General features: G+C 68.5%; 17 protein-coding genes and 1 pseudogene. 11 read left to right on the top strand and 7 right to left on the bottom strand.

Translation table 11 applies throughout. The features are described 5' to 3' along the window. The first annotated feature begins 245 nt into the window (after window positions 1–245). Window positions 246–992 (top strand): hypothetical protein, encoded by a 747-nt coding sequence (locus AB0P03_RS06835; RefSeq protein ID WP_363627992.1) that lies wholly within the window; start codon window positions 246–248, stop codon window positions 990–992. Between the two features lie 467 nt (window positions 993–1,459). After that, complete coding sequence (locus AB0P03_RS06830; RefSeq protein WP_363589150.1) at window positions 1,460–1,870, top strand: hypothetical protein; 411 nt, start codon at window positions 1,460–1,462, stop codon at window positions 1,868–1,870. 779 nt (window positions 1,871–2,649) lie between these two features. Here AB0P03_RS06830 and AB0P03_RS06825 read toward each other — a convergent pair. Then, complete coding sequence (locus AB0P03_RS06825; protein WP_363589152.1) at window positions 2,650–3,885, bottom strand: hypothetical protein; 1,236 nt, start codon at window positions 3,883–3,885, stop codon at window positions 2,650–2,652. 858 nt (window positions 3,886–4,743) lie between these two features. On the opposite strand from AB0P03_RS06825, the gene AB0P03_RS06820 reads away from it, so the two are divergent. Next, on the top strand, window positions 4,744–5,997 hold the full coding sequence (locus AB0P03_RS06820; RefSeq protein ID WP_363627991.1) for a serine hydrolase: 1,254 nt from the start codon (window positions 4,744–4,746) through the stop codon (window positions 5,995–5,997). Window positions 5,998–6,437: 440 nt separating this feature from the next. Here the strand turns inward: AB0P03_RS06820 and AB0P03_RS06815 are convergent, their stop codons facing one another. Continuing rightward, window positions 6,438–7,055: a TetR/AcrR family transcriptional regulator gene (locus AB0P03_RS06815; protein ID WP_363627990.1), complete on the bottom strand. Its 618-nt coding sequence runs from the start codon at window positions 7,053–7,055 to the stop codon at window positions 6,438–6,440. Between the two features lie 114 nt (window positions 7,056–7,169). Between AB0P03_RS06815 and AB0P03_RS06810 the strand changes: the two genes are divergently transcribed. Continuing rightward, window positions 7,170–8,222, top strand: coding sequence for an alpha/beta hydrolase family protein (locus tag AB0P03_RS06810; RefSeq protein WP_363627989.1), 1,053 nt, complete (start codon window positions 7,170–7,172; stop codon window positions 8,220–8,222). Window positions 8,223–8,425: 203 nt separating this feature from the next. On the opposite strand, the gene AB0P03_RS06805 is transcribed toward AB0P03_RS06810, so the two are convergent. The 3 genes from AB0P03_RS06805 to AB0P03_RS06795 form a co-directional block, all read right to left on the bottom strand. Further along, window positions 8,426–8,749 carry a hypothetical protein gene (locus AB0P03_RS06805; protein ID WP_363589160.1) on the bottom strand — a complete coding sequence of 108 codons (324 nt, stop codon included), beginning with the start codon at window positions 8,747–8,749 and terminating at the stop codon, window positions 8,426–8,428. 185 nt (window positions 8,750–8,934) lie between these two features. Beyond that, complete coding sequence (locus AB0P03_RS06800; protein WP_363618786.1) at window positions 8,935–9,225, bottom strand: hypothetical protein; 291 nt, start codon at window positions 9,223–9,225, stop codon at window positions 8,935–8,937. Window positions 9,226–9,412: 187 nt separating this feature from the next. Further along, window positions 9,413–10,561 carry an alpha/beta hydrolase gene (locus AB0P03_RS06795; RefSeq protein WP_363627988.1) on the bottom strand — a complete coding sequence of 383 codons (1,149 nt, stop codon included), beginning with the start codon at window positions 10,559–10,561 and terminating at the stop codon, window positions 9,413–9,415. Between the two features lie 374 nt (window positions 10,562–10,935). Here AB0P03_RS06795 and AB0P03_RS06790 point away from each other — a divergent pair. The 7 genes and pseudogenes from AB0P03_RS06790 to AB0P03_RS06760 all read left to right on the top strand — a co-directional run. Then, window positions 10,936–11,749, top strand: a pseudogene (locus AB0P03_RS06790) (site-specific integrase); the annotation flags it as partial. 64 nt (window positions 11,750–11,813) lie between these two features. Then, window positions 11,814–12,317, top strand: coding sequence for a hypothetical protein (locus AB0P03_RS06785; protein ID WP_363627987.1), 504 nt, complete (start codon window positions 11,814–11,816; stop codon window positions 12,315–12,317). Between the two features lie 498 nt (window positions 12,318–12,815). Beyond that, window positions 12,816–14,303, top strand: coding sequence for a group II intron reverse transcriptase/maturase (gene ltrA / locus AB0P03_RS06780; RefSeq protein ID WP_363627986.1), 1,488 nt, complete (start codon window positions 12,816–12,818; stop codon window positions 14,301–14,303). Between the two features lie 132 nt (window positions 14,304–14,435). Further along, window positions 14,436–15,137: a tyrosine-type recombinase/integrase gene (locus tag AB0P03_RS06775; RefSeq protein ID WP_363627985.1), complete on the top strand. Its 702-nt coding sequence runs from the start codon at window positions 14,436–14,438 to the stop codon at window positions 15,135–15,137. Then, on the top strand, window positions 15,137–15,478 hold the full coding sequence (locus AB0P03_RS06770; protein WP_363580306.1) for a helix-turn-helix transcriptional regulator: 342 nt from the start codon (window positions 15,137–15,139) through the stop codon (window positions 15,476–15,478). Before AB0P03_RS06775 ends, AB0P03_RS06770 begins: the two co-directional genes overlap by 1 nt. A 50-nt stretch (window positions 15,479–15,528) precedes the next feature. Beyond that, window positions 15,529–17,916 carry a site-specific integrase gene (locus AB0P03_RS06765; RefSeq protein WP_363627984.1) on the top strand — a complete coding sequence of 796 codons (2,388 nt, stop codon included), beginning with the start codon at window positions 15,529–15,531 and terminating at the stop codon, window positions 17,914–17,916. Continuing rightward, the gene (locus tag AB0P03_RS06760; RefSeq protein WP_363627983.1) at window positions 17,903–18,397 is read left to right on the top strand and encodes a hypothetical protein; all 495 of its coding nucleotides are present in this window, start codon (window positions 17,903–17,905) and stop codon (window positions 18,395–18,397) included. The genes AB0P03_RS06765 and AB0P03_RS06760 overlap by 14 nt, the downstream gene beginning before the upstream one ends. 370 nt (window positions 18,398–18,767) lie before the next feature. Here AB0P03_RS06760 and AB0P03_RS06755 read toward each other — a convergent pair whose 3' ends face one another. Then, on the bottom strand, window positions 18,768–19,094 hold the full coding sequence (locus tag AB0P03_RS06755; protein WP_363627982.1) for a hypothetical protein: 327 nt from the start codon (window positions 19,092–19,094) through the stop codon (window positions 18,768–18,770). A 335-nt stretch (window positions 19,095–19,429) separates the two neighbouring features. After that, on the bottom strand, window positions 19,430–26,623 hold the full coding sequence (locus AB0P03_RS06750) for a polymorphic toxin-type HINT domain-containing protein (protein ID WP_363627981.1): 7,194 nt from the start codon (window positions 26,621–26,623) through the stop codon (window positions 19,430–19,432). Window positions 26,624–26,731: the final 108 nt, after the last annotated feature.

Genomic DNA, 26,731 nt, shown 5'->3' with positions numbered 1-26,731 from the left:
GGTATGGCAGGGATCAGACGCGGCCCATCGCGCGGCGCTCTCGCCGCGGCGATCGGGCTGGCGGTCATCGGCATGACGGCGGGCTGGGGAGGAGGCGCGGCACTGGCCTCCTCCCCGACACGGGACACGGCGTCCGTCAGGCCCGCCGCCGCCTCGCCCGCGAACGGCGCGGGCAAGAGGTCCGGGACCCGGGCGCTGACCTGTCCGCCGACGCCTCTGCCCAGATCGCACTGACCAACGTGACGGTGACCGACCTGACGCCCGGCGTCACCGTCTCGGGCTGCGGAACCAACCAGCTCGCGCCCGGCCAGTCCACCACCTGCCAGGCCACGTACGTCACCACCGCCGCCGACGTCGCCGCCCAGAACGTGCCCGACCAGGGCCAGGTCACCGGCACCACCCCCAGTGGCCAGAACATCACCTCCACCAGCAACAAGGTGACCGTGCCCTTCGCCGGGCTGAAGATCGTCAAGGCCGTCCAGGAGACCTCGTTCTCCGCCGCCGGACAGGCCCTGCACTACACCTTCACCGTCACCAACACCGTTGACACGACGATCAGTTCGCTCGCCGTGACGGACTCCGGCCCGGGCACGCCGGCCGTCTCCTGCCCGGTGACCACCCTGGCCCCGGGCGCGTCCACGACCTGCACCGCGACGTACTCCACCGCCGAGTCCGACGTGCAGGCCGGGAAGATCACCGACACCTCTACCGTCACCGGCACCACCCCCGACGGCACCCCGGTGACGGCGACCAGCAACACCGTCACCATCGTCGCCACCCCCTGCGAGGACCAGGACCACGGCGGCTGCGACGGCCACAACCCGGGCGGCCACGGCGGCTGGGGCGACCACCCCAACGGCGGGATCGCCCTCGCCCACGCCGGCACCCAGGTGCGGACCGCCGGCATCGCCGGAGGCTGGCTCCTGGCCGTGGGGGCACTACTGACCTGGTTCGTCCAGACCCGCAAGCGCCGGAGCAACGGCACCAGGTAAGCCCGGAACACGGCACCGGCCAGGACGACCCACGGCCGAACACCGGATGCCGGATGCCGGATGCCGACGGAACACGCGGCCCGGGAACCCCAGGTTCCCGGGCCGCACCACCACCCGCGACGAACACCGGACCACGCCGCCACAGCCACCCCGCACCACCCCTGTCAGGGCGCAGCGGCTCCCGGAGCGGCCTGCTCCAGCACGTGGGCCACCGCCGCGGACAGTGCGCTACGCACGGCCTGGGGCGCGGTGAAACGGCTGCGGTTCGTCGCGCCGTGGTGCAGGATCATCAGCGTGGCGGCCCCGAGGTGCGTGTCGGGGTGGCCGGCGGTGGCCGGCAGGCTGCGCGACCTCTCAGCTTCAACGCCCAGGGGATCAAGGCCGAATGGAGCAGTTCGGCGGGCAGCTGTGTCTGGCCGAGTCCTAGCGTGAGACTCCAGGAAGCATGCACAGAGATGGAGATCACTATGGGATCGCTGAAGACTGCCACCGGTTTGATGGCCGGCGCCCTCGCTTTCGCGGGACTCTGCGCTCCCACGGCTCAGGCCGCGGCCGCGACCCCGTTCCCGGTCACCATCGATATCTTTCCCCTCGTCACTTATGTGGGGAACGCTGCCGGCGTGGGGTTCACCTACAACTGCTCGGTGTCGGTGGGGAAGCTGCGCATCGTGGCCTCGTTGACGCAGCCGAGCGGCGCAACTGGTTCCAACTTCGCCACCAAGTACACCTGCACCGGTCAGCCGAAGACGGTGGTCATCTCCGTGAACCCGAACGGGGGCACCGGTAGCTGGGTGGTCGGGGCGGGAACCGCCTCAGTCAAGATCCAGGGAGCCGGTTACACCCCCACCACGGTCACCAGCCCTGTTGAGCTCCTCTGACGAGACCGGCTCGATCACGCGTCGTCAGCAGGGGTCTTTCGACCGCACGACCCGGGAACGGCACTGCCGCGGCCAGGGCACCGTGCACGCACAACCCGCGTCAAGCCGTAGTGGCCTCGCAGGTCACGCTGCCGACGGACGTGGATACCACCCCCGTGAGTGTCGTCCCGTACCGCTCGCCACCAGGGTGTCCCAGAGCGGGTCGGGCTGGCCGGGCACCGTCCTGTCCATCGCCCGCCACGCGGCGGCCAGCTCCGCGTAGATCGGTTCGCAGGACGGGGCCAGGGCCGTTTCGGCCGCAGGCTGTGCGCCGGCGGTGATCGACTTCCCGGTCGCGTCGTACCGGCCGGGTGCCGGCGCGGGGCGGTGACGGCCCGCTGGCGGCAGTGCTGTGCTCACCTGCGTTTCAACGAGCCGGCCGGGGCGCGGGTACGCGCCCCCGGCCATACAGGGGACGCGGGTCATGGGGTTTGGGCCGTTGGTGGCACGAGCGGATGCCTGCCGTCCCGGTGCGCCTGCCCCCACGCTCTGCGGCGTGGCCGAGTTCGTGAGTGAGCGACAGCGCGGGCTGGCGGACGCGTCCTCGGGAGCGGGTTGTGCGCGAAAGGTTCCGTGTGCGGGCCGAGGGTTGCTGAATTGAAAGACATCTCCCGCCCGGGGGCCTGGTGCGCGGGTGTGGGCGGTCGTGCTGAACACGACCGCCCACACCCCGGGGTGCCGGAACCGGGTCCGCATCGCGGCGCGATCGTCGCGGTGCGGACCCGGTGGGCCTGTCGGTCCTAGCTCAGGATCGCGGTGATCCTGACGAAGCCGTTGCCGCCCGCCGCGCCTGCCACGCCCGCACCGGCGGCCGCGGCGGCGCCACCCTTTGTGGGGTCGATGCCGGAGGTTCCACCGGCACCTGCTGATCCACCGGTGGTGCCGGTCCCGCCGGTGCCGCCGTTACCGCCGATACCGACTCCCGGTACCGGAGCGGCGGGGCCGGTCGGCACCCCGCCGGCCGTGCTGCCCGGCCCGCCCGCGCCGGTTGTCACCCTGTTGTTTCCGCCCGTGCCGTCCGTGCCGCCGCCACCGGCGGTGCCGCCGAAGAACGTCGTCGCGGAACCCTCGGGGCACACTGCTCCCGGCCGGGTGGCGGGTGCTCCGCCCGTCCCGCCCGTCCCACCGTTGCCGTTGGCGCCGCTCGCGCCGGGTGTGCCGTTCGAACTGGTCAGGATGCTGCCTCCACCGCCTCCGCCGCCCGCGCCGCCGGGCCGCCCTCCGGTGCCCTGGTGGCCGCCGCCGCCAGGGCCGGCGAACGCCAGTTCCAGGGTGTGAGGCGGAACACCTCCCCGGAAGAACACGCGTGACTCGCCGCCGTCCCCGCCGAAGACGCCTTGCGTGCCGCCGGCGCCGGTAGTGCCGTTGCCGCCGTTGACGCCGAGGTTGTTGGTTCCCTCTGTCCCCCCGGTGCCTCCCGTCCCACCGGGGCCGCCGGCGCCGTCACGTGCGGCGACCCGCCCGGATCCGACGTGCACCGTCACGGTGAGGGGCTGGGTCTCGTCCAGCGGGAACACGCACTTGGTGTAGGCGCCGCCCCCGCCGGCCCCACCCCCGCCGCCGCCCCCGGCATTGCCGCCGCGGCCCCCGTCGCCGCCGTCGGTGCGGGTGGTGATGGACAGGCCGGTACCACCCCCGCCTCCTCCTCCGCCGCCACCGGCCCCGCCGCCGCCGCCCGCGCCGCCGCCACCCGCGCCCCATGCCTCGATCTGCAGGGAGGTGACGTTCGGCGTGATCACGTACGAGCTGTCACCCGGCGTCGAGAAGTCGGTGACCTGCTGGTTCTGCCGGGGTGTCGCCTGGGCGGGCGTCGGCGCGATCGCCCCGGCGGTCAGCACGCCGCCCAGCGACAGCGCGGCACCGACCCGCACCCACCCCCGCTGTCCGTTCTTCGACAGCCCGCCTGCGGGGCAGACGGCGGGTGCCTGCGGCAGCGCGATCATGCCACCGGTCCGTTCCTTGCGCTTCCTGATCATCTGTGGCCAGCACTCCGTTCATGGTTCTTCGAACCGCTGCCACCCGGCAGCGCAGACCATCCCTACCTCCAGGGAGCCCGCGCCGCGGCACACCGAGATCCGAACACCGCCCGCCGTCCACCCGGATGACGCAGCGGCATCGACCGAACGCCCATTCCCCTGCTGCGTCCGGGTCTTCGGGCGGCCGTCCAACCGTGAGGCCGACGTGCCTGGGCCGGTGAGGGACGGGTGTTGGCAGGTGAGCGGTGACAGGGGCCGGGCGAAGCGGAAGGGGGCGCGGCCGAATCGCTGGAGGTCGTCGCGGAGCCTGCCGGGGTAGGTGATGTCCTCGATCGCTTTCCAGTGGACGCTCATCGGCGACACGTTGAAGACGGTGAACCTCCGGGCCGCCACGTCCTTCCCCGCGACATCGACGCTGACGAAGATCAGGTAACCCTCTGCTGCGCAGGACAGCGCGGTCGGCGAATTCCCGGGAGGGGACCTTGTCGGAGGGGGCGCTGTCGAAGGGAGCGTTTCCGGAAGAACCACCCTGTGCGGGGAATCGACGGCGTCACCGGGTGATCGGGGTGGGACGACAAGCGTGTGACACTCGCGGACAGCGGGCTGATATGAAGATCGGCGACATCGGCAACATCGGCGACATTGGCAACATCGGCGGCAACCCGGCCCGGCCTGGCGATGCACCGGCCCGGCGGCCAGGGGCTTGTATTCGACGTCGACGCGGTGGGGACCATCCACCAGCAGGTTCCCGGAACCCGTGGTCTCGCGTGAACAAGTATGGTTCGCAGCAGCAGAGTTGAATCGATCGCCGAGAGCGGGACCGCCTCCCTCGGCTCTTACCCTGCGGAGGGGGCAAAAATGATCGAAAATCCCGGTACGGACGCGCCACCGCCGACCGCCCAGGCCCAGGTGGGCTGGCTTGTGGACGCCTCGGCCCGGGTGCCGATGACGGACACCGAGATCCACGACCACATAGCGGCGCCACTCCTGGCTGCCAGCGGTGGTCTGAACGCTTTCAACGCAGTGCTGCACCAACTGGGTCCGCTCACCCTGAACAAGATCGTCGAGTCGGGTCGGGATCACGCGCAGGCGGCGGTCAGTGGCCGTGACGGTGACTACCTTCTACGGGTGTGTGTGGCTCCCTCGGGCCTGGTGAATGATGTGAGCCTCACTCCCGACGCGGCGCCGCTCTCTTCGTGGACCCAAGTCGACGACATGCTGGCCGAGTTGGGAGCCCGCGTGTCGTTCGCAGCATCGCGGATCGGCCCGGATGGGCGCTGCGAGCTGGTGCACGGTGTGCGCGCCGACACCCAGCGGCCGATCGGCTCGGCGTTCAAACTGTATGTGCTGGGCGCGCTCGCGCAGGCCGTCAGCGAACAACGAGCGTCCTGGGACGAATCGCTGGTCATCCGCGATGACCACAAGAGCCTGCCCTCGGGCCGACTGCAGGACTACCCGGCCGGCACCGCGGTCACGATGGCCGAGTCCGCCGACTGCATGATCTCCCTCAGCGACAACACCGCGACCGACCACCTCATCCACCGGCTCGGCCATGACGCGGTGGCGCACCAAATGGACCTGTTCGGCCACCAGCAGCCCCGAGCGAACATTCCGTGCCTGACCACCAAGGCGTTCTTCCAACTCAAGGCCAACCAGTACCCGGCCCGCGCGGACGAGTACCTGGCACTGCCCGAACACCACCGCTCCGCCGCGCTGCGGGAGCTTGAACGACTCCCCCTGCCCGACGTTCGCGAGACCTGGCCCCAGCCGAGGAAGATCGACCAGATCGAATGGTTCGCCTCACCGATCGACATCTGCAACGCCTACGCGGCGCTGTGGCGGTTCGACCAGCCCGAGATCGAGCACGCACTCACCCTTAACGACGACGGACTGAATCTGGCCCCGTCCCGATTCCCGACCGTCTGGTACAAAGGCGGCAGCGAACCCGGCGTCATCACGCTGAACTACCTGGCACACACGAGCGACGACCGCACTCTGGTCACCAGCCTGATGGTCTCGGACGCCGGTACAGCCCCTGACAAGGTCGCCATGGCGCTGAAAGGCCAGGCCATCATCCGAGGCGCATTCGACTTGCTGACCTCACAGGATTGAACCCTGTCTGTCCCGGGCCTTGATGCCTTGTGTGAGCCACGGTCGCTGCGGCACCGCCGAACCGCCACCCGGCTCCTGCTGAGGGCCTCACTTGGGGCACGCCTGCCGACCTGGACATCCGCCGTACCGCCGCGTACGGGACTGTGGGGCGCCACGCTCGAACCGCCGTATCCACTGCCGTTGGAGATTGACGATTGCTCTGTCGACTTCACCGCGGGCCGGACCTCGCCCAGGACCTCACGGCTCAGCGATGGGTCGATCCGCATGCGGCAGCGGACGAGTCACAGGTCGTCGGACCATGAAGAGGCCGGTCGAGCCGACATGACGTCGGATCGACCGGCCTCTTCGCTGTCCGGAGGCCCCGGGGGGCCTCCTCGTGGTTTCGAGGGGCCCTCGGGGATGGCGCTGCCCCGGCGGGGCCGGCTCCCGGCGGCTGAGGGTCAGCCCTTGGTTCCTCCCCGCAGGCCGTCCAGCACAATGTCCGTCAAGCGCTCCGGCAGATCCGGCTCGATCGGGCGGTGGCCGAGCAGGCAGCGGGTCTGGAGCGGGGCGCAGAGCAGTTCCAGTGCCAGGGCCGTGTCGGTGTCCGTCGGGAGTTCCCCGCGTTCGACGGCTCGGCTGACGATGACGCCGGCCTGGTCGAGGCGGGACTGCCAGAAGGTCTGCCAGGCCTCGGCGAGGTCGGGGTCGTCGGAGCTGAGTGCGGCCGCCCGGGCGACGGACCGGCCGGTCGGGGTGGCGAGGTACCCGGCCAGCGCGCGGGCGAAGGCGGCCAGGTCGGTGCGGACGGCTCCGGTGTCGGGGACGGGGATGCCTTCGTTGCTGCCGGTGAGCATGGCGTCCAGTACGAGCTTCTCCCGACTGCCCCAACGCCGGTACACCGTGGTCTCGTTGACCCCTGCGCGGGCCGCGACCCCGGCGATGCTGAGCCGGTCGATGCCCTCCTCGGCCAGCACCTCCGTGGCGGCGGCCAGGACGGCCTGGCGGACGCGCGCGGCACGGCCGCCCGGGCGGCGGCGGATCGGCTCCGGCGTCGGCTCCGGCCCTTCTTCGGTCATGTGTCGATCACCTCGGCCACCACATTAACGCAAGAGTGCTTGCATTAGGCGCCGCTCGGGCGCATAGTCACTAATGCAAGCGTCCCGGCTTTAAGCGCAGCAGGAGGCACCACTATGTCCTTCACCTGGCCCCTGGACCCGCAGGACCTGTTCGTCGAGCGCTACCCGCAGATGACCCTCGGCCTCCCCGCCGACGAGGTGGACGCGGTCCGCGCCGCCGTCACCGAGATGTGGCCCGACCGGCCCGGCGGCTGGGTGTACGAGTGGTCCGCCCTCGCCGCCCGGCACGCCGAGGCCGGGCGCCACCGCCTGGCCGCGCAGGCGTACGGCTGGGCCAAGTTCCCCTCGCTCGCCGACGAGCCGAAGCGCACCGCGCTCGCCCGCCAGGTCGAGCAGTACGTCCTCGCGGCACCCGGCTTCCCGGTGCAGTTCGAGCGCCGCACGCTCACCGTCCCGTACCGCGGCGGCGACGCCACCCTGCCGATCCACCTGATGGCCGCCCCCGGCCTGCCCGCCGACGCGCCGGTCGTGCTGGCCAGCGGCGGCGTGGACTCCTGGAAGACCGACCTGCACGGCATGTGGGAGCAGCTCGCGTTCACCCTGCCGGCGCGGCTGCTGCTGTTCGACCTCCCCGGCACCGGCGAGACCGCCCACCTGCCGATGACCCTGGACGGCGGGGCCGAGGTGATCGCCGGACTGGTCTCCTTCGCCCGCGCGGCCGGCAACGGGAAGGTCGGCCACTTCGGCATCTCGATGGGCGGCTACTACTCCGCCCGGACCGGACTGACGGGATCGGTGGACGCCTCCGTGGTGCTCGGCGGCCCGGTGGAGCGCTCCTTCGCTCCCGGTCGCGGCTTCGCCTTCGGCATGGACGGCATCGTCGGCAACGCCCTGGGCTTCGACGCCGCGCCGAGCAGGGCCGAGCTCGACGCGGCCTTCGCGGCCTTCGACCTGCGCCCGCTGCTGGACCAGGACGCCAACGGGCCGATGCTGGTGGTCAACGGCACCGAGGACGTCCACGTCCCCCTGGACGACACCCTGGTGTTCCAGGGCCGCCGGGACACCCGGGTCGAACTGATCACGGACACCGGCCACTGCGCCATCTCGCGCTTCGGCGAGGCGATGGCCGTGATCGCCCCCTGGCTGAAGGGCGCCCTGGGCGGCTGATCCGGTGCGGTGGTGGATCGCTGCTGGTCCAGGGCTCGGGTAGATCGCTGCTGGCCTGGCGCTCGGGTGGATCGCTGCTGGTCAAAGGATTGTGCCGATTCGCCGCAGCAGAACGGCCGGTCGACTCGACAGCCGACCGGCCGTTCTGGTTCCACAGTGGCGACTGGGTGTCGATCGCGCCGACATCCGGAGCCGACCGCCGATCAGGCGGGGATGGGGCGGCAGTTCTGGCCGTTCACCCACAGGGAGCCCTCGGCCCAGCCGGTCTGACACTGGTACGCCGCGCGCGTCGTCCGGTCCATGACGACGAAGTCGCTCAGCGGGCCCCAGGTGGTGCTGTCGCAGGAGCGGCCGAACACGTTCGGCGGCTCGCTGCTCACCTCATCGCACCGGATCACTCCACCGACCCGCTTGCCCGGGGCGCCGTGCACGCCCCCGTCGGCCCCGTCGGCCGCGCCGGCGGCGCCGACACCGGTCAGGCTCAGGACGGCGGTGGCCATGCCGGCGGCGAGGAGCAGTCGTTTCATGAGGGGACCTCCTGGGTGGGGGACGGGACTCCGCAGACAGTTCCCCTGCGATCCACCTGCGTATCGGCCCATTCGCATGAACACGTCATGATGTCGCCGCCCCGGTGACGACGGGAGCGAACCGAGGAGGCCGGTCGACCCGGCATCACGTCGGGTCGACCGGCCTCGTTGCGTGTCCGGAAGGGTCAGTCGATTTTCACGCTCGCGCCGAATTCGAACGTCCCGCTCTCGCCCGGCGGTACTACAGCGATGACGGACCCCGCGCAGCCCGGCTGGTCGTAGACCTGGGCGGACTTGTCGGTGCGGTTCTCGACGATGAGGGGCCAGATGTCGCTGCCGTAGCAACCCGAGGGGTTGTTGTAGGACTTGAAGCCGACCCGGAGCTGACCGGTGGCCGCCTGGGCCGAGCCGGGCACCGCCACTGCCACCACCGCGGCCAGGGCCACCGCGCCGAGCGCCTTGCTGATCCGTCGCATGTCGTCACTCCAGAGTGTCCGGGGAACCGCCGCGGATGGCGGCTGCGCCGGAGGACTGCCCCGATTCGCCGCAGGTCACGGCCCTGCGGCGGCCGAATCACCTGATCGGGTGCCCCGGCCCGCCGCGCGGTTTGCGGCCCACCCGCCACCCGCCACCCGCCATTTGCCACTCGCTAATCGCCACTTGCTACTTGGCGAAGCGAACCTCCGGGAAGGCCGTCGAGGGCCCGTCCAGCAGTCGGCTCGGGCGGTTGAGCAGGTGCCGGTCGAAGAACGCGCCGAGGTACGCCCGGGTGGCGGCGAGCGCGCGGTCGCCCTTGATGGTGCCGTACTGCTCCGGGGTGGTGTCGGGCGGCAGCTGGTCACGGACGCCGAGGGAGTCCACCAGCCAGTGCATGTCGCAGAACGACAGGTGGCCGGCCTCCGGCAGGTCCAGCCAGCGCTTCCAGCCGGTCAGGCGCTGCCAGGTCTCGTCCCAGTTGGCCGTCGCGGGCCTGCCGGCGTGCCGCTGGGCGCCGAGCAGCAGCACCGGGCGGGCGAGGCCGTCGGCGGGCAGCGGGGCGAAGAAGTCGCCGTCCAGGTTGGCGGCGGCGCGGATCCGCCGGTCCTCGCTCATCGCCTCGACGGCGCTCGCGCCGCCGATCGAGTGGCCGGCCGCGCCGATCCGGGAGCGGTCGACCTGCAACCCGCGGACCAGCCCCGGCCCGGGCGCGGTCAGTTTGTCGATCAGGAAACTGATGTCCTTCGCCCGACTGCGGGTGACCTCGGCCGCCCGCCGGTCGTCCACCTGATCGCAGATCAGGCAGGTCTCCACCCGCCCGTCGGGGAACTGCACGACCGTCTCGTACGTGTGGTCCAGCGCGGCCACCACGTAGCCCCGGGCCGCGAGGTCCTCGGCGAGGGCGGTGAGCGAGGTGCGGCTGTAGCCGTAACCGGGGGAGAGCACCACCACGGGGTGCCGCCCGGGCGCGGGCACCGTACGGGCCTTCACGCCCGTCCGCACCTCGCTGACAGCCGGAGTGCCGAACAGGGCGGACGACACCTCTGGCGAGACGTAAGGCAGTTGCTCCCCGTGCTCCCCGCGCGCGGACTGCGCCGGGTACCAGAGGGTGGCCATCAGTTCACGGCTGGCGACGTCCGCCCGCCAGGGGTCGTGCCGGGCCTTGTCCACCAAGTGGACGGACGTGGCACCGATCGCCCGTCGCGTCGTCGGCGCGGGCACCTGCGGTACCTGTGGCACCTCGGCCGCCGCACTCAACGAGAGCGTTCCGACCGTCGGGGAAGCCGCCAGCGCGGCCTGCGGACCGGCCAGCGAAACCAGGACGGCAATGGGCACGGCGAGCAGAACAGCATTCCGCCACCGAGAAGTTGTCGACATACCGCCACGCTAGGCCCGCCCCCACCCCCACCGCGTCCTGCCCGCGACGTAACCCCCTCCACCCCAGGTCGCACCCGCCACACCGCCCACGCCCCCCACCCGGACGACCCCACCTCCACCTGCCCGCCCTTGCGTAAATCGCCCATCTTTGCGCACAGTTGGCAGCCCCGCCGGCCCCACCCACCCTGCGGCACATCGGAGCTCGCATCGGCCGCGCCTCCGACTCCGGGCGCCTGCTGGCGGTCCCCTCGACGCTGTAGACACACGAACCCTGAACCTCGCCCGGGCTGACTGCTGGACCGTGACCCTGGATTGCACCCATCTCGCGGGGACAACTCGGCACCACCTGCCAGTGCTGCACCTGCGGCCTCGCTTCCGCCTGCGACCAGCCCCGCTGCTGCACCACCGGCACGTGCTGCGGCAAGCGGCTCTCCCCGCCGACCCTCGCCTACATCCACTCCGTGCTCAAGTCCGCTCTGGAACGCGCTGTCAGGGAGGAGGAGATCCCGCGCAACGTCGCCCGCGCCCTCCTCACCGCTGCCCAGGGCCACCGCCTCCACGCGCTGTTCGTCGCCCTTGCGCACCGGGCTGCGCAAGGGCGAACTCCTTGGCTTGCGCTGGGAAGACCTCGACCAGGGCAGCGGAACCGCCAGCATCCGCCGCACCCTCCAGCGCACCCGCACCGGCGGCCTCACCACCCTCCCCGCCAAGACAGTCAGCTCCGAACGCCGCATCGCCCTCCCGGCCCCCTGCCTGCTCTCACTCCGCGCCCACAGGAAGCAGCAGGCCCAGGAGAAGGAGAAGGCCGGCGCGGGCTGGGTGGATAGCGGCCACGTCTTCACCCGACCCGACGGCCACCCCATCGAACCAGCCACCCTCACCCGGCACTTCAACGCGCTCCTCCACCGCGCAGGACTCCGCCAGATCCGCTTCCACGACCTTCGACACTCGACCGCGACCCTCCTCCTGGAACAAGGCGTCGAACTCGTCGTCATCAAAGAACTCCTCGGCCACGCCCACATCGGCGTCACCGCCACCGTCTACGCAAACCCTCGGGAATTGCATCAGATGGGCGAGAAACCGCAGGCTGCGAGGTCAGAGCACTGTCTGACGGGGGCTCGATCCTCCTTCAGTTTGGCTGCCTGAGCTGGGAGTTTGGCAGCCCGATCCCATCTGATGCAGGATTTGCCCTCTGGAAGGGAGGGCGGAAGTGGGTCTTCAGCGACGTGCCGACCTGGCAGGGGCGGCGCATCTGGAGCTGGTCTCCGGGGTGGTCCAGCTGCGTCTGCAGGACGCGATGGTCGAGGCGATGCTGCGGGGCTGGCGGGCCCAGCAGGCCGCCCGCGGGCTGCGCGAGGACACGGTCACGCCTCGGGAACGGCTCGTGCGCCGGTTTCTGGAGCACACCAACGAGTACCCGTGGGCCTGGACGCCGGGGCATGTGGACGAGTGGTCACTGTGGTTGACCAGCGAGAAGCACCTGGCGCCGTCCACGATCCGCAGCTACCAGGGCAGTCTGCGGCTGTTCAGCGAGTTCCTGATCGATGGCCGCTACGGCTGGGCGGTGGCCTGCGAGGACGCCTTCGGCACCCATCCGGTGGCGATCTGCCATGAGTGGAAGTGCGCCACGAGGCGCTGTTGTTTCCGAATGGAGGTGCAAGACCATCCATCTTCTCGCCGTCGTAGCGGCGGGATGAAGCTGGAGGCAGCCTGACCCGGGGATCACCGGGGAGGGTGGGAGCAGCCTCGACAAAGTCGCGTCGGTTCGGAACTGCCGGATGAGCCGAGCGCGGTGAGCGAGACGGGAAGGTATACGCGAGGAACCGGTGTCGTTACACCTCTTGACGTGGCACCAGCTCAAACCCGGTGGATATGGGCTGGTTAGCGGTGCGCACTCGTCTTTCGTTGGGCGAGGAACTCCTGGTCGGGTCTTTCCAGTTCGGGTCAGGAGGCCACGGTGAATGTCTACGGCGTAGCCGTGGCGATGCCGCAGGGGTAGAGCCGGGTACCTAACCCGTCGATCGGACAGCAGTGAACGTGGGAACCATGCGGGACCGTTCCACGTCATCGGCCGGCAGCCAGCGGCCGGGATGGGGATAGGCGTGATGCCTGCCGAAGGCTCGTATGGGGCGGAGCCGCCGTAGTACTCCGACCCGGGGAAAGCCCGGAGCATGGGGAAGGGCGGCAGCGTGCCAGTTGAGGAGAGTATGTAATGTCCGAAGATGCGCTGGTGAATGCTAGCGCCGTGCAGTGGCCGGATGAAGATTCGGCGCACTTCGCGGTACGGAGGATGCAGATCAAATTGCACCAGTGGGCGGGTGAGGACTCTACCCGCCGATTCGGTGATCTGTTCAACCTTGTTTACGATCCGGCGTTCCTGATGCACGCGTGGGAACGCGTGTCGAGCAACGTCGGAGCGCGGACTCCAGGGATCGACCGGGCGACCGTTGCCCAGATCAAGACCTGGATCGGGGTGGAGGTTTTCCTGGAGAGTATCCGGGACTCGTTGAAGTCCGGCGTGTTCCGGCCGGTCGAGGTGCGACAGGTGATGATTCCGAAGGCGGGCGGGAAACTGCGCAAACTCGGTATCCCCACCGTCGCTGACCGGGTAGTCCAGGCAAGCCTCAAAGCAGTGTTGGAACCCATTTTCGAGGCAGATTTCAAGCCTTGTTCGTATGGGTTCCGCCCGAATCGACGGGCACACGACGCCATCTCCGAGATTCACTTCTTCACCTCTAACCCGCGTCGATACGAGTGGGTATTGGAGGCGGACATCAAAGCCTGCTTCGATGAAATCGATCACACGGCATTGATGGACCGTCTGCGGAGAAGAGTCAAGGACAAGGGCGTTTGCGCTCTCGTGAAGGCGTTCCTGAAGTCGGGGGTCATGACGACCGCTGGCGACAGGGAAGAAACACTCGCAGGAACCCCGCAGGGCGGGATTCTCTCGCCGTTGCTCGCCAACATCGCCCTGTCTGCGCTGGACGAACATTTCGACCAGCAATGGCAGCAGGAGATGGGGACGGACGGAAAACGGCGCACGCGCAGGAGGCACGGCCTCGGGATCTGGAAGCTCATCCGCTACGCGGATGACTTTGTCCTGGTCGTGTCGGGGCAGCGGCATCATGCCGAGGCCCTGCGCGAGGTAGTGGCAGACGTGCTCGCGCCATTGGGGCTGCGCCTGTCGCAGGAGAAGACACGCGTTGTCCACATTGACGAGGGCTTTGACTTCCTCGGCTTCCACATCCGGAGACGGCAGAAGCGAGGCACGTCGAAGCAATACGTCTACACCACCCCATCCAAGAAGGCCGTTCAGGCCATCAAGGACAAGGTGAAAGAGAAGACGTACAGATCGACCCGGCATATGGACCTGGACGAGCTGCTTAGCAGCCTCAACCGGACTCTGCGCGGGTGGGCAAACTATTTCCGATACGCGGTGTCCAAGCACGTGTTCGGCGCTGTTGACAGCCTCGCTTGGGGCCGGATCATGCGCTGGATTCGTAGCAAGTACGAGAGTGGGCGCAATGCGATCGGGATGAACGAACTCCGTCGTCGCTTCTGTGATCAGGGGTGGCGGTTCGCCTACCGGGGAGTCGTATTCAGCGGCGCATCCAGCGTCGCGGTGACCCGTTACCGCTATCGCGGCAACACCATCGCGACCCCTTGGACTCTGAATGAGGTGGCCGCCGCGTGCGGCTGACCACTGGGCAAGGCACGTGGAGAGCCCGATGCCGGGAGATCGGCACGTCGGGTTCGGGTAGGCGGTCCGGGGAGACGGGCCGGTGGCAACACCGGTACCGCGCCCTGGGCCGACCTCACCACCATCGCCCACTTGAACGACTACGAGGGCAAGCCGGAGGCGAGGCCGTTCACCTGGGAAGAGATCCAGCGGTTCCTCGACTACGCCGACGACCAGGTCGACCGGGCGGTGCGCGCGAAGCGCAAGGGAGCCCTCGCCGCCTACCGGGATGCCACCCTGTTCAAGGTCATCTACGGGTGGGGCCTGCGCCGCACCGAGGCGGCCAAGCTTGATCTGGTGGACTTCGGCCGCAATGCCTCGGCTCCTCAGTTCGGCCGGTACGGCACGCTCAACGTCCGTTACGGCAAAGCGAAGAAGGGTCAGCCGCCCAGGCGTCGGAACGTGCTGTCGGTGATGGACTGGGTGGTGGAGGCCGTCGCCGACTACGTCGAGAACGTCCAGCCGCGGTTCGGCTGCGAGGAACACCCCGCGCTGTGGGTGACCGAGCGGGGTGGCCGGATCAAGCCGGCGGAGATCAACGCCCGGTTCGTCGCCTATCGAGACGCGCTGAAGCTCCCGAAGGAGTTGGTCGCCCACTCCGCCCGTCACGCCTATGTCACCCACCTCACCGAGGACGGTGTCGACCGCCGCTTCATCCAGCAGCAGGTCGGTCACGAGAACGACAGCTCGACCGCCATCTACACCCACGTCAGCGACGACTTCATGAACACCATGCTCCATAAGGCGCTCGCGCCCGTGCTCGCGCCGACCACCTCCGCAGACAAGGACCGCTGATGGCCGCCAAGCTCGACTACCACTGGCACCTGCGCAAGGTCATGGCCGACCGAGGGCTGTTCTCCACCACCGACCTCATCCCGCTGCTGGACAAACGCGGCATCACCTTGTCCTCCAGTCAGGTCTACCGACTCGTCGTCGAGCGCCCTGAACGGCTCAGCCTGAGGATCCTCATGGCCCTGCTCGACATCTTGGACTGCACCATGGACGACCTCATCGAACCCGTGGCCGCGGCCGGTGCCGGAGCAACCAGCCGAACAAAGAAGGCAGTCGGCGCCGAGGCCGGTGTTGGTGATCTTCGGCCCAAGCGGGCCCGCATCCGTGGTGTCGAGCGACCGTGACTACCACGGGACACCCTGATCGGGCGGTCTCCGATCCGATCGGAACGATCGTGGACTTGGTCGCGGCCATCGAACCTCAGCTGGGGACCGAGCAGATCCGCACCGTGGTCACCGGCATCGCGGGCGGCCGGGCGAAGGCCCGCCGTCTCGCGTCCCACTTGGCTGGGCGTCCCGGCGTGTTGACCGACGGCCGCTCGCCGGCGCCCCGGGCCGTCGGTGACCTGCTCATCGCGCTCCGCGAGGCAGGCGCCTCGCACATCTCGCCTCCCTGTTGCGCCGACTGCGGCAAGTCGATGCGAACCCTCCAGCGCCGTGGGCAGGACTGGTACTGCTGGATCTGCGGACCGCAGCCCGAGCCCTGCGGCGCCTGCGGAAACACCCGGCGTGTCGCGACGCGGGATCGCGCCGGGCGGCCGCGCTGCAAGATGTGTCCGGACCTCGACGACCGGGATCCGATCACGGTCATCCAGACGCTGGTCAGCGCTCTGGACCCGGCCGCCGATCGCGGGGCGATAGCCGACGCGGTCCGCCGCTCGGCACCACGCCCCTCCTACCAGCAGAAACTCGCCTGGGCCCTGGAAACCGATCCCGGCCTGCTGACCGGGGACGGGCACCTCGCACCCCTTCGCGCCATTCTGCGGCTGATCGACCTCCTGCACACCGCGGGCATCGCCGGAGTCGTCCAACCCGCCTGTCCCCGCTGCTGCAGAGTCGTCCGCATCGACAAGCCACTCGATGGTCAGCGGGTCTGCCGCACCTGCATCGCCCACAGCCGCCTCCAGGACTGCTCGCGCTGTGGGGCCCACCGTGAACCCGCCACCCGCGACGACCAGGGCCGACCGCTGTGTCCGAACTGCCTGATCACCGACCCCGCGAACCTCGAAACCCGCATCAACTGCGGCCGCCTACGTCTGGTGAACACCCACACGCCAGACGGTCCGATCTGCCCGAGCTGCCCCGCTCTGCGCACCGCGACCTGCTCCATCTGCGGCGAGAACAGACCCTGCGGCACCTCCCGCACCACCGGTCGCCCCTGGTGTCCTACCTGTCAACGCCGCACCGCCTCCTGCTCGGCCTGCGGCCGCCTCTCAGCGGTGATCTCCGGGACCCTCGCCGAACCCCTCTGCGCCGACTGCACCGCCCCCGAGGTCTGGCACACCTGCCCCACCTGCACCGATCCCGACCATCCGCACCCGGGCCAGTGCGCCCGCTGCCTGATCAACCAGCGCCTCAACGAGCTGCTGGGGCCTCCAACAGCGACCCTCCACCCCGGGCTCCAGGCCCTCCGGCACAACATCGCCACCGCCGAATACCCCATCACCGCCAGGCGCTGGCTGAACAAGCCCTCCGTCGCCCCGGTCCTCGCCGACCTTGCCGCAGGCCGACGTCCACTCACCCACCAAGCCCTCGACGAACTGCCCGACACCCAGCCCCTCGCGCACCTGCGTCAGGTACTCGTCAGCGCCGGCGCCCTGCCCGAACGCGACGAACACATGGCCCGCACCGAACGCTTCCTCGCCGACCTGATCACCTCCCAACAGGACCCCGACCAGCGCAGACTCCTCCACCGCTATACGACCCGACACCTCGTCAGGCGACTGCGCGCCAAGAACAACGGCCAACCCGCCACGCTGCAGCAGTTCAACTCCATCCGCCAGCGCACCCACGCGGCCGTCGCCTTCCTGAGCTGGCTCTCCACCCACAACCTTGCCCTGGCCACCTGCGGACAAAGTGACCTCGACCGCTGGCTCACCGACGACTCCGCCACCTACCGCAAGACCGCCGGCCACTTCATCCGCTGGGCCCGCACCAACAAGCTGACCACCATCCACGCCCCCGCCCACCGCTGGAGCGGCCCGACCCAGCCCCTGGACGACCAGCACCGATGGGACACCGCACGCCGACTCCTGCACGACGGCGCTCTCAAAGCCGAAGACCGCCTCGCCGGACTGCTTCTCCTCCTCTACGCCCAAAGACCCGCAGCGATCAGCCGCCTCACCACCACGGACGTCGAAGCCGACGCTCAAGGAGTGCGCCTCCACCTCGGCCAAGCCCCTATCCAGCTGCCCGAACCAGTAGCCGCGCTCGCCCGCGCCGTCACCGCGAACCGCAAAGGTCACGCGACCATCGGGGCACTGACGCCATCGCCCTGGCTCTTCCCCGGCGGCCAACCCGGACGCCCGATCAGCACCACACAACTGGCCCAACGGCTCAACAACCTCGGAATCCACCCCAACCAGGCCCGCAGCACCGCACTCTTCCAACTCGCCACCGAGATCCCCGCCGCGATCCTCGCCCGCACCCTCGGCATCCACACAGACGTCGCCGTCACCTGGCAGCGACTCTCCGCCGGCGACTGGACCAACTACGCCGCCGAAGTCAGCCACCGCATCAACCACACCCACCAACACGGAGACGATGATCATGCCCCTCGATGACCAGCACATCTGGGCTCTGCTGAGGGACCTCGACGATCCCGACCACATGGAGTTCCCTCAGAACTACGACCACGCCGCGACCCGGGCCCGATTCGACCAGCTCGCAGCCAGGCTGAATCAACGGTTCCAGTGCACCTGCTCCGTCGATCGAGGCGTCCAGGACGCCAGCCACCACGGGACGATCGTCATTCCCACCACGGCGACGGCCAGCGGCGACCACATCGCCATCCGTGTCAGCAACTTCGGCGCCCTCGTCACCGTGACGCTGGGGAACCCTGGCAGCTACGACGAGGAAGAAGAGAACCTCCTCTTCGAGACCGCCGACCGGCGCCGCATCAAGGACGAAGTGGAAGCGCTCGGCTACATCGCGGTCTCCGAGCACCTGCTCTGGACCCGATACAACGGCACCAGCAATCTCGCCGCCTACTACCCACCCGAGCACCCACCAACCTGGTGGACCCGCTTCTTCGACTACCTGTGAGCCCGCTCCACCCAACTCTGCACGCAGGCATTCGGACAGTTCCAATACCCGACGTCACCATTACACGTCCGACTCCACCTCCAGCGCGACGCCATCGACCTCCTCGGCCGCGTCCTCCACAACCCCTCAGAGGCCACCGCCGGGCCCGACGACGGCGATGACCCACCACTCTGTGCAGCACCCGTCCGCTGACGTTGCCGTCAACTACTGCCGTCAAGACGCCTAGAAGCCCCGCCGATGATTTTTCGGCGGGGCTTCTAGCATGGGATCTAGTTCGACTGAACTTAAGACTGGGACGCCGAGGCAATTCTCCGGATAGCCGAATCGCTGGCGATTACCCATTCAGGCCACCCCACCGACCGATCCATGTTCAGCTTGCCGGCATAAGAGGATTCTCGGCCTCAAATTCAAACGTTTCTATCGCGGCGCCGATCGGAAACTCCGAATGGTCTCGCCAGATTTTAGCGACAGAGACCAGAAGGTTCCATGAGGCAGTCGCGTGAACCTCAGATACCGCAGCAGTTTCAGGCGGAGAGGCGCGGTAGTAGCGAATAGCCGCAACCTGCTTGTCTGTAATCAGACGGAGCGCAGTGGCCGTGCGGTGGGCTTCATCTTCTCGAAGTGAATCGGCACCGAGGATTCGAGCATATACAAACTTGACCAGTTGCGAAATCTGCCCATCAGTAATCCGCTCCATTTCAGCCTCTCAAGCACTCGATTTTGCACGAAAATAATAACTAGCTCCCCCACCATCAACCCGCAGGGTTGCAGCAGCTGAAACGCGGCACTCGCAGGAAATCTGATTGACCATCAGATTTGCGGCTGCAACCCGTGATCGCCCAACCGCTACTGGATAATATCAACCCGTCACCACGCATCAGAAAACATGACGGCCGCCGCGCCCTGAGAGCAAGTCGCCCGAGGGCCCTTGAATTACCGCCGCGCAAGAGGCCGACCGGAATCACCCGGCCGGCCTCATGCAAGATTACGACGATTCATTCACTCGGTCAGGCCGCGCGGGATCTCTTTGCGCTAGCAGCCCGGCGTGTATAGCTTTATGTTCTTGTAGTTGTGATTGTCCACCCAGCCAATATCACCATACCTGTTCACGAGAATCCGATACTTATTTTTCCCATCACCCATGTCGTAGATCAACGCCGAGTCGTTAGCCCCGGGCGCCGAAGGTCCCCACTTTCGCGCGTGCGCGCCAGGGGTGGGGTTATTTCCTGTTCTGACCTCGAACCTGTCAGGACCGGTGCCAGCACCATTCGGCCTTGGTTGCGCTTGCCCAGCCAGGATTTCCTGAATTCGCTGCTGGACAATGTTCGGAATTGCCGGGTCATCGCCGCCAGCGTTATGCACCAGCACCGGAGTCTCGCCCGCCAGCACATAGTACGTGTGGAGGTTGGCGACGGTGAGGTTGTAGGCCGATTGGGGATTGGTGTGGTACGTGCTGACCTGGAGAACGGAGACGGTCTTTCTGTCTGCAGTCAGCAGTTGCTCGCTGGTCTTGACGTCTCCTGCTTCGGTCCAGCGCCGTGTGGTTTCATCCCAGTAAGGGTGCCCTTGGGTGGAGGTGATGGTTGAGGTCTTGGTGGGATCGGCCAGATCTGCGACTGTCAGATCAGTGAAGTCACGGTCGTCTGATCCTGTGATGGTGTTGGTTACCGGTTCGGCGTTTGTGCTCCCGGATTCCGGATCGGTGGCGACGACCTTGTCCCCGGGTTTTACTTCGCTGATGGGCTTGGAAGTTCCGTCGGCGAGGAGAACTGGTGTGTCGGGTGTGAAGCTGTTTCGACCGCCGCAAGCCAGCATCCGCGCCGCTGTTGCGGTTGTGGCTATTCCCGCGCCGGCGAGGGCCGTGCTGCCTGCCGCAGCTTCTCCCGAAGCAACGTCAGCAACCAGGGCGCCGCACTCGATGATGGCTGCGAGGCAAGCCGGGGCCGCTTCGACGGCAATAGGAGCGGCGATGAATGCGAGGCTGATGATCCCGACTGCGCCGACGAAGACCTTCTGCCAGCTTTCCAGTTTTCCCCTGTCGACCTTCATGTAGGTCGACGGGTAGTTCCAGTTCGTCGACCCCGTGGACACGCCTGACCCGCAGTTGTACTTGGCCCCCATGGCGTAGTAACAGGTGGGCTTGGCCTCTTTCGGCTTCGCGACCCGGTCCTGGGCAATGGCGGATGCGGCCGGGTGGCTGAAGTTGATGTACTGGGTGGTGATGACGTAGTCGTCGTTGTCCTCCGCCACCTTGATGTTGGCGTATTGGTAGTTGCCGGGGCCGCCTGCCCAGAGGTCGACGCTGCCGTCGACGTTGGCGCAGTTTCCGCTGCACTTGCCCTCAGGGCGAAGGCCGCTGGGGTCGGAGAGGTTGACGGGGTTGTTGTTGCTGTAGGCGTAGCCGTTCCACTGCTGGGGGTCGGCTGTGTCGAAGATGGGGTCGGGGCTGATGAAGCGTCCGCGGACGGGGTCGTACTGGCGAGCGCCGAGGTTGGTGAGTCCGGTGGTGTCGTCCTTTGTGCCGCCGACGAAGCCCTTGGTGCCGGCCCACTGGTTGGTGCCAGGCTGGGTGCCGCGGGGGTTGCCGAAGGGGTCGGTGGGGCGGCGGGTGACGGTCTGGGTCGCGTTGGTGTTGACCTGGACGCCGTTGGTGCCGTGCGGGTCGGCGGCCTGGATCAGGACGGTGCCTCCGCCGATGGCGGCGGTGACGCGTGTGTAGGTCAGTCCGCCCGGGGCGGTGATGGAGCGGACGTTGCTCGTGGAGCCGCTGGCCGTGTCGAGGGTGAGCTCGTCGGTGGGCAGGTTGAGCGTGGTCTTGCCGGGGTTGCGGCGGATGAGCTGGTTGCCGTCGGCGTCGTAGAGGTAGGTGGTGGCAGCGGCCTGGCCGGTCTTGGCGAGCGAGTCGAGCCTGTCCTCGCCGTTCCAGGCCAGGGTGGTGGTGCCGCCGGTGTCGGTGATGGCGGTGGTGTTGCCCTTGGCGTCGTACTGGTAACTGACGGCCTTGGTGCCCGCTGGCCCGCTGGTGGTGGAGGTGAGCAGGGCATGGGGCCCGCCGGTTCCGCCGCCGGTGTTGGGGGCGCTGGTGAGGGAGTTGGTGCTCTTGGCGGCTCCGAAGGTCTGGGTCGTGGTGATGTCGTTGAGGCTGTTGCCGGTGATGTCGTGCTGCACGAGGCCGGTGCGGTTGCCGGTCGCGTCGTAGGTGTAGGTGTTCCAGTAAGGTGCCGGGCCGCCGATGGTCCGTCCACCGGGGTTGACGGTGGCCGGGCCGTTCGCGTTGTTGCAGCCGCCGACACCGGGCACGGTGGTGGAGCTGCCGGTGCCGTGGACCTCGCCCGAGGAGTCGGTCCAGTCGGCGGTGGTGAAGGTGCCTGCGGTGTCGGTCCAGGCGCCGGTCAGCCGGCGGAGGTGGTCATAGGTGAAGCACTGGGTGTCGGTCGCCGAGGCGTCCTGGATGGTGGTGGCCGAGGTGATCTGGCCGGACTGGGTGTAGGTGTAGCTGGTCTGGTCGACCGAGACGGTTCCGACCTGACGGTCGGTGAAGCTGTTGATGACCCGTCCGGTGGCCCAGTCGTACTGCTGGGTGGAGACGACCTGCTTGCCGTACTGGCCGACCGTCGTACGCACGGGGCGCGCGAGCGCGTCGTACTCGACCTTGGCGATGACGGCCTTGCTGAGGCTGGCGGCCGCGGTGAGCAGGCCGGTGATGGTCCGGCCGTAGCTGACGGTTTCTGCCGGCAGGCCGCCGGCGGCGGGGACACTGACCGTCTTCAGGGAGCCGATGACCGGGCTGTAGGTGTTGGTCGTCGTGTAGGTACCGGCGAGTGCGCCCTCGGCGGACGGGATGGTGATCGATGAGCCGAGAGGACGGTAGGCGGTGTCGTAGTCGGTGACGGCCTTGGTGTAGGCCGTGCCGCCGGCTCCGCCGACGTAGCGGGTCGAGGAGGTGGGCTGGCCCTTGACGAGGGTGTCGTAGCTCCAGGAGGCCAGCTGGTTCGCGGGTGCCACGGCACCGTTGAACGTGCCGGTCTTACGGTTGAGCAGATCGTAGGTGTAGGAAAGTGTGTTGTTCTTGGCGTCGACGATATGGTCGACGCGCGAGTTGACGTCGTAGAACGTCCGGGTCACACCGGTGTCCGGGTCGGAGGCCGAGGTCTGACGCCCAAGCAGATCGTAGGAGTAGTTCCAGGCGTTGCCGCTGCTGTCGGTCCGGGACGCGGTGAGACCGGTCGGCGTGTATCCGTAGCTGGTGACGTCCGCGTCGGCCAGGTCCCCGGTTGCAGTTGCCGTCCGGTACTGCCCCAGAGCGGTGGTGCGGCCTCGGGCATCCGTCACGGTCGAGGTTGGCGTGGAGCCCGAGGGAGGGGTGACGTCGGTGCGGTCAGCGCCAGGGTAGGCGGTGCTGGTGGCCCACTGGAGGTTCCCGTAGGAGCGGAACTCCGAGCGCACGACGCGCCCGTTTCCGTCGTAGGTGTTCCACGTCTGGCCCGGGACCTGGCCGTCTGCTGCCGGGACGAAGACGGAGTTGGTGGGGAATGACCCCTGTTCGTAGTACGGGTCCGAGGTCTTGATCACCCAGCCGTGGGTGTCGTAGACGGTGTCGGTGATCAGGCGCCCGGTCGGCTTGGCGGCGCTGGTGCTCTGGGTCTGCCGAGGCCGTGCCAGGCCGTCGTAGATGTCGATGCTCGCGGAGTAGGTGACCGCGTCGTCGTTGATCGATTCGGTCTTGACGGTGGACGGTGCCTTGGAGCCGTTCAGGAGGTAGGTGAACTTCCGGCTCGGCAGTTCCTCGGTCGGCCGGTCGGGCTCCCAGACTGCGGTGATGCGGCCGAGGGCGTCGTACTGGGCAGTGGTGACCCGGCCGTTGATGTCCTTGCTGACCAGAAGTGAGCCGCGGGCCGGATCCTGGGTGACGGAGGTGGTCCAAGCCGCTCCCATCGGTCCGGTGGTGCGGATCTCCGTCGGCAGCTGTCCGGCGGCCGGGGTGCGGGCGAGCGACGTGATGGCAGGCGTGACCGACGGCCCGCTCAGCTGGGCCCCGTTGCGGTCATAGGTCGAGCCTTCGGTCGTCGCAGTCGTGACGGAACGTCCGTAGGCATCGAAAGCTGAACTACCGTCATGAATATAGATGGGGTTGCCCGCTTGGTCGAAATGGTCGAGGACCTGGGCGCTGGTCGGGTCGCCGGCTGGACCGGCCTGTTTGAAGTCCTTGCCGTCATAGATGATGCGGCTGCTGGATAGGGTGTTGGAAGCCGTGGCCGTCGCGCCGCAGGACCCCTGGAAGGTGGTCGTTTCCGACGCCAGGGTCAGGAGCTGGGGGTTGTCACTGACCGCGTAGCCGGTGGTCGTGCAGGTCTCGGGAGTGGCGGCGGTGCCGTCGCCCTTGTCGTCGACCTTGACGACGCGGTTGCCGTTGGCCGGCTCGCTGGTGGTGACCGTCGTGGTCGTGCGCCAGCTGCCGTCGGCGAGCCTGGCCTTGGTGATCGCGGTGGTCTCGGAGTCCTTCCGCCAGGCGAGGATCTTCGGCGCACCCGCAGTTTGGGCATGCGTCGCGGAGCTCGTCTGCCCGTTGTAGGTCTTCCCGGCCACCGCCGTGACCGTCCCGCCGGCCTGGTCGTAGACCTCGGTGGCGACGACGCGGCCGGACAGCTGGGCGCTGTCGGTGACGGTGCCGCCGAGCGGGCTGGGGACCTGGACGCTGCGTTGGGTCTTGCCGTTGGCGAGGTAGTCGTCGTTCATGCCCCGCAGGTAGGTGACCTTCTGCTGGGTCTTGGGGGCCTCGCTGGAGCCACCGCTGCCGGTGGTGGTGGTGACGGACTGGTAGCCGCGGAACTGGTCCCAGGTCCGGGTCTTGGAGTCGGTGAACTCCGCGTCGTTGCGGTGCCAGGCGGCCTCACCGTTGTAGGTGTACTCGGTGGTCTTGCCAACATTGGGTGTGCTGACGAGGTCCAGCTCGACGATGGTCTTGACGAGGGGCTTGTCGAACCAGTCGTTGACCGGGTCCTTCGAGGACAGGAACGTCGGGTACCACTTGACGGGCATGCAGGCCATCGTGTTGCTGTCCTCGGAGGACGGCATGTGGTTGTTCACCCGGGAGCATTCGGGGTCGGCGTAGATGACGCCGATCCGCCCGCCGGTCTCGGTGGTGATCTCCTGGATGCGCGGGCGCATGTACATCTTTTCGCCCAAGTCCAGGCCGTCGACGCGGTTGGCGCGCATCGTGTACTTGAACTGGACGGCGGGCAGGTCCTCGATCGCCGCCTGTCCGTTGCTCGGCACCCGCTGGACGGAGTCCAGCTGCAGGATTCGCTTGGTGGCGTCCCCGGGATCGGCAAGTTCCTGGTTGAGGTTCCAGGTGTCGACGGTGCGGTAGGCGGAGCCGACCATGACCTGTGTCGAGATCCCGGTCAGGCGCTTGGTCGTGAAGAAGGTGGGCGCCGAGTTCACGCACGAGCCGTCGGTGCAGATCTGGTCGATCGGCGTATCGGGCCAGGCGTCCGCGTTGGCCGCGGTGCGCTGGGCCTCGGAGCAGGTGATCGCACCGCTGGGTATGCAGCGCTCCGCGACGGTGAACAGGACCTTCGCCGCCGGGTTCGCGCCGCCCTTGGCCGCCTTCTGCTCGTCCAGGCGCTGGCCGTAGGCGATCTCCTTGAGGTAACCGGCCCGCTGGTAGTCGGAGAGGGTGCCGGTGCCGCCGTTCTGGACGCGGCCGCGGTTGTACTTGTTGCCCTCGGCGGCGTACTTGTACGTGGTCAGGTTGCCGTGCGGGTCGACCACGTAGTCGAGCTGCCAGCGCCAGGCCATCTGGCACCAGGAGTTGTTACCACTGCCGGAGTTGTAGCAGGGGTCGCCGCTGTTGGGCGAGTACACCGGCAGGGTCAGGACGGAGTTCGCGGCAGGATCGCTGCCGTCACCGCCCGGCAGGTGGTTGAGGCCGTAGTAGTACTGGACACCGTCGGGTGTGGTGATCCGCCAGTACTCCATGCCCTGGTAGTCGACATCACCCGCCGCCTTCGGAGCACCGGTGAGCTGCTCGACCTTGGTGCCGTCATCACTCTCCAGGTGCCAGACGTGGGTGTCGTCGTCGCGCACGATCGCACCGGCCCGGCCGCCGAGGGAGAAGGTGGCGTTCTGCCCGCCCCAGCACTGGTCGCCCGAGCCGGTGATGCCAGCCTTGTCGCAGCTGCGGTAGGACCGCTCGATGTAGCCGGGCTCGTAGCCCCAGCCGTCGCCGATCCACGAGGGCTGCGCGTTCGTGGACGACGTCTTGCCGTCCACGTTCGCCGAGTTGTAGCTCAGCGCAACGGTGGGTGCGGCGCCGCCGAGGGCCGGCGGTGTCTGGATCGGGTAGCTGTAGGTGAAGCTGCCCGTGTTGGAGCCTGCGGACCAGGCCACCGACGACGACAGTGGTGTCGCGGTGAAGTTGCCCAGGGGACCGGACGGGGAGGCCGCGGGGGCCAGGACCACGGAGCCACCGGTTCCCCCGGCGCTGCCGACGGTCAGGGCCTGCGCAGGCGCCTGGGCGGACGAATTCGCGGTGGTGAACGACGCCTTCACCGCACCGCCCTGGGCGTTGCCAGGTGCCGCAGGGGGAAGGGTGACATCCGCAGTGATCGTGCCGGAGCCGTCGTTCTTCACCGGAACCGGGGTCTGCGTACGGCACTCGGGGCGTTCCGGCGTGGTCAGTGAACAGGCCGGGAGCGAGACGAGGCCGGCACGGTCCGACCACCCGCCCGCCTGCAGGGCCTTCAGGTCCAGGGCGACGCTCGCCTGCCGCCCGTCGCCACCGACCGACGCCTTGGCGTCGGCCAGCGCCACCAGCGGGCCGCTGACGCCTGCGGCCTTGCCCTTGTCCTGTCCGGCCACTTCGACGGTGACGGCGTGCGCGCTCTCACCCTGGCCGGTTCCCGGTGCGACCCGGACAGCCAGATCTCCGGCCTTGGTTCCGGTCATGCCACCGGAGGCGGGCGAAGCCCCACCGGTCGCCCTGCGGGCAGCCTCGGCCTCGGCGCTGTCGGAGCCGAGCACGACCGTCGCGGTGCCGGTGACGATCGGCGGAGCGGTCTCCGGCTTCCAGTTCGCCGCCTTGCCCTCCGACTTGGCGCCTGGCGGCTGGGCATCGTGTCCCTTGACGGAGGGGGTCGCGCTTCCCAGGGGCGTGTTAGGAGGAGCCCAGACCTCCCCTTCGGGCTCGGGGTAGGTCCATGCCACCGCCGGCGGCACGCTCACCCCGGTCAGTGTCAGGGCGACCAGGGCCGCCACAGCCGGCGACCGCCATCGGCCGCCTATTCGTCTTCCGGCCCGTTTCCGGGCAGGCCAAACCACCACAGTGGTTTC

The organism is Kitasatospora sp. NPDC088779 (assembly GCF_040685395.1).
Taxonomy (GTDB): Bacteria; Actinomycetota; Actinomycetes; order Streptomycetales; family Streptomycetaceae; genus Kitasatospora.
This window is presented reverse-complemented; position numbering and strand designations above follow the sequence as displayed.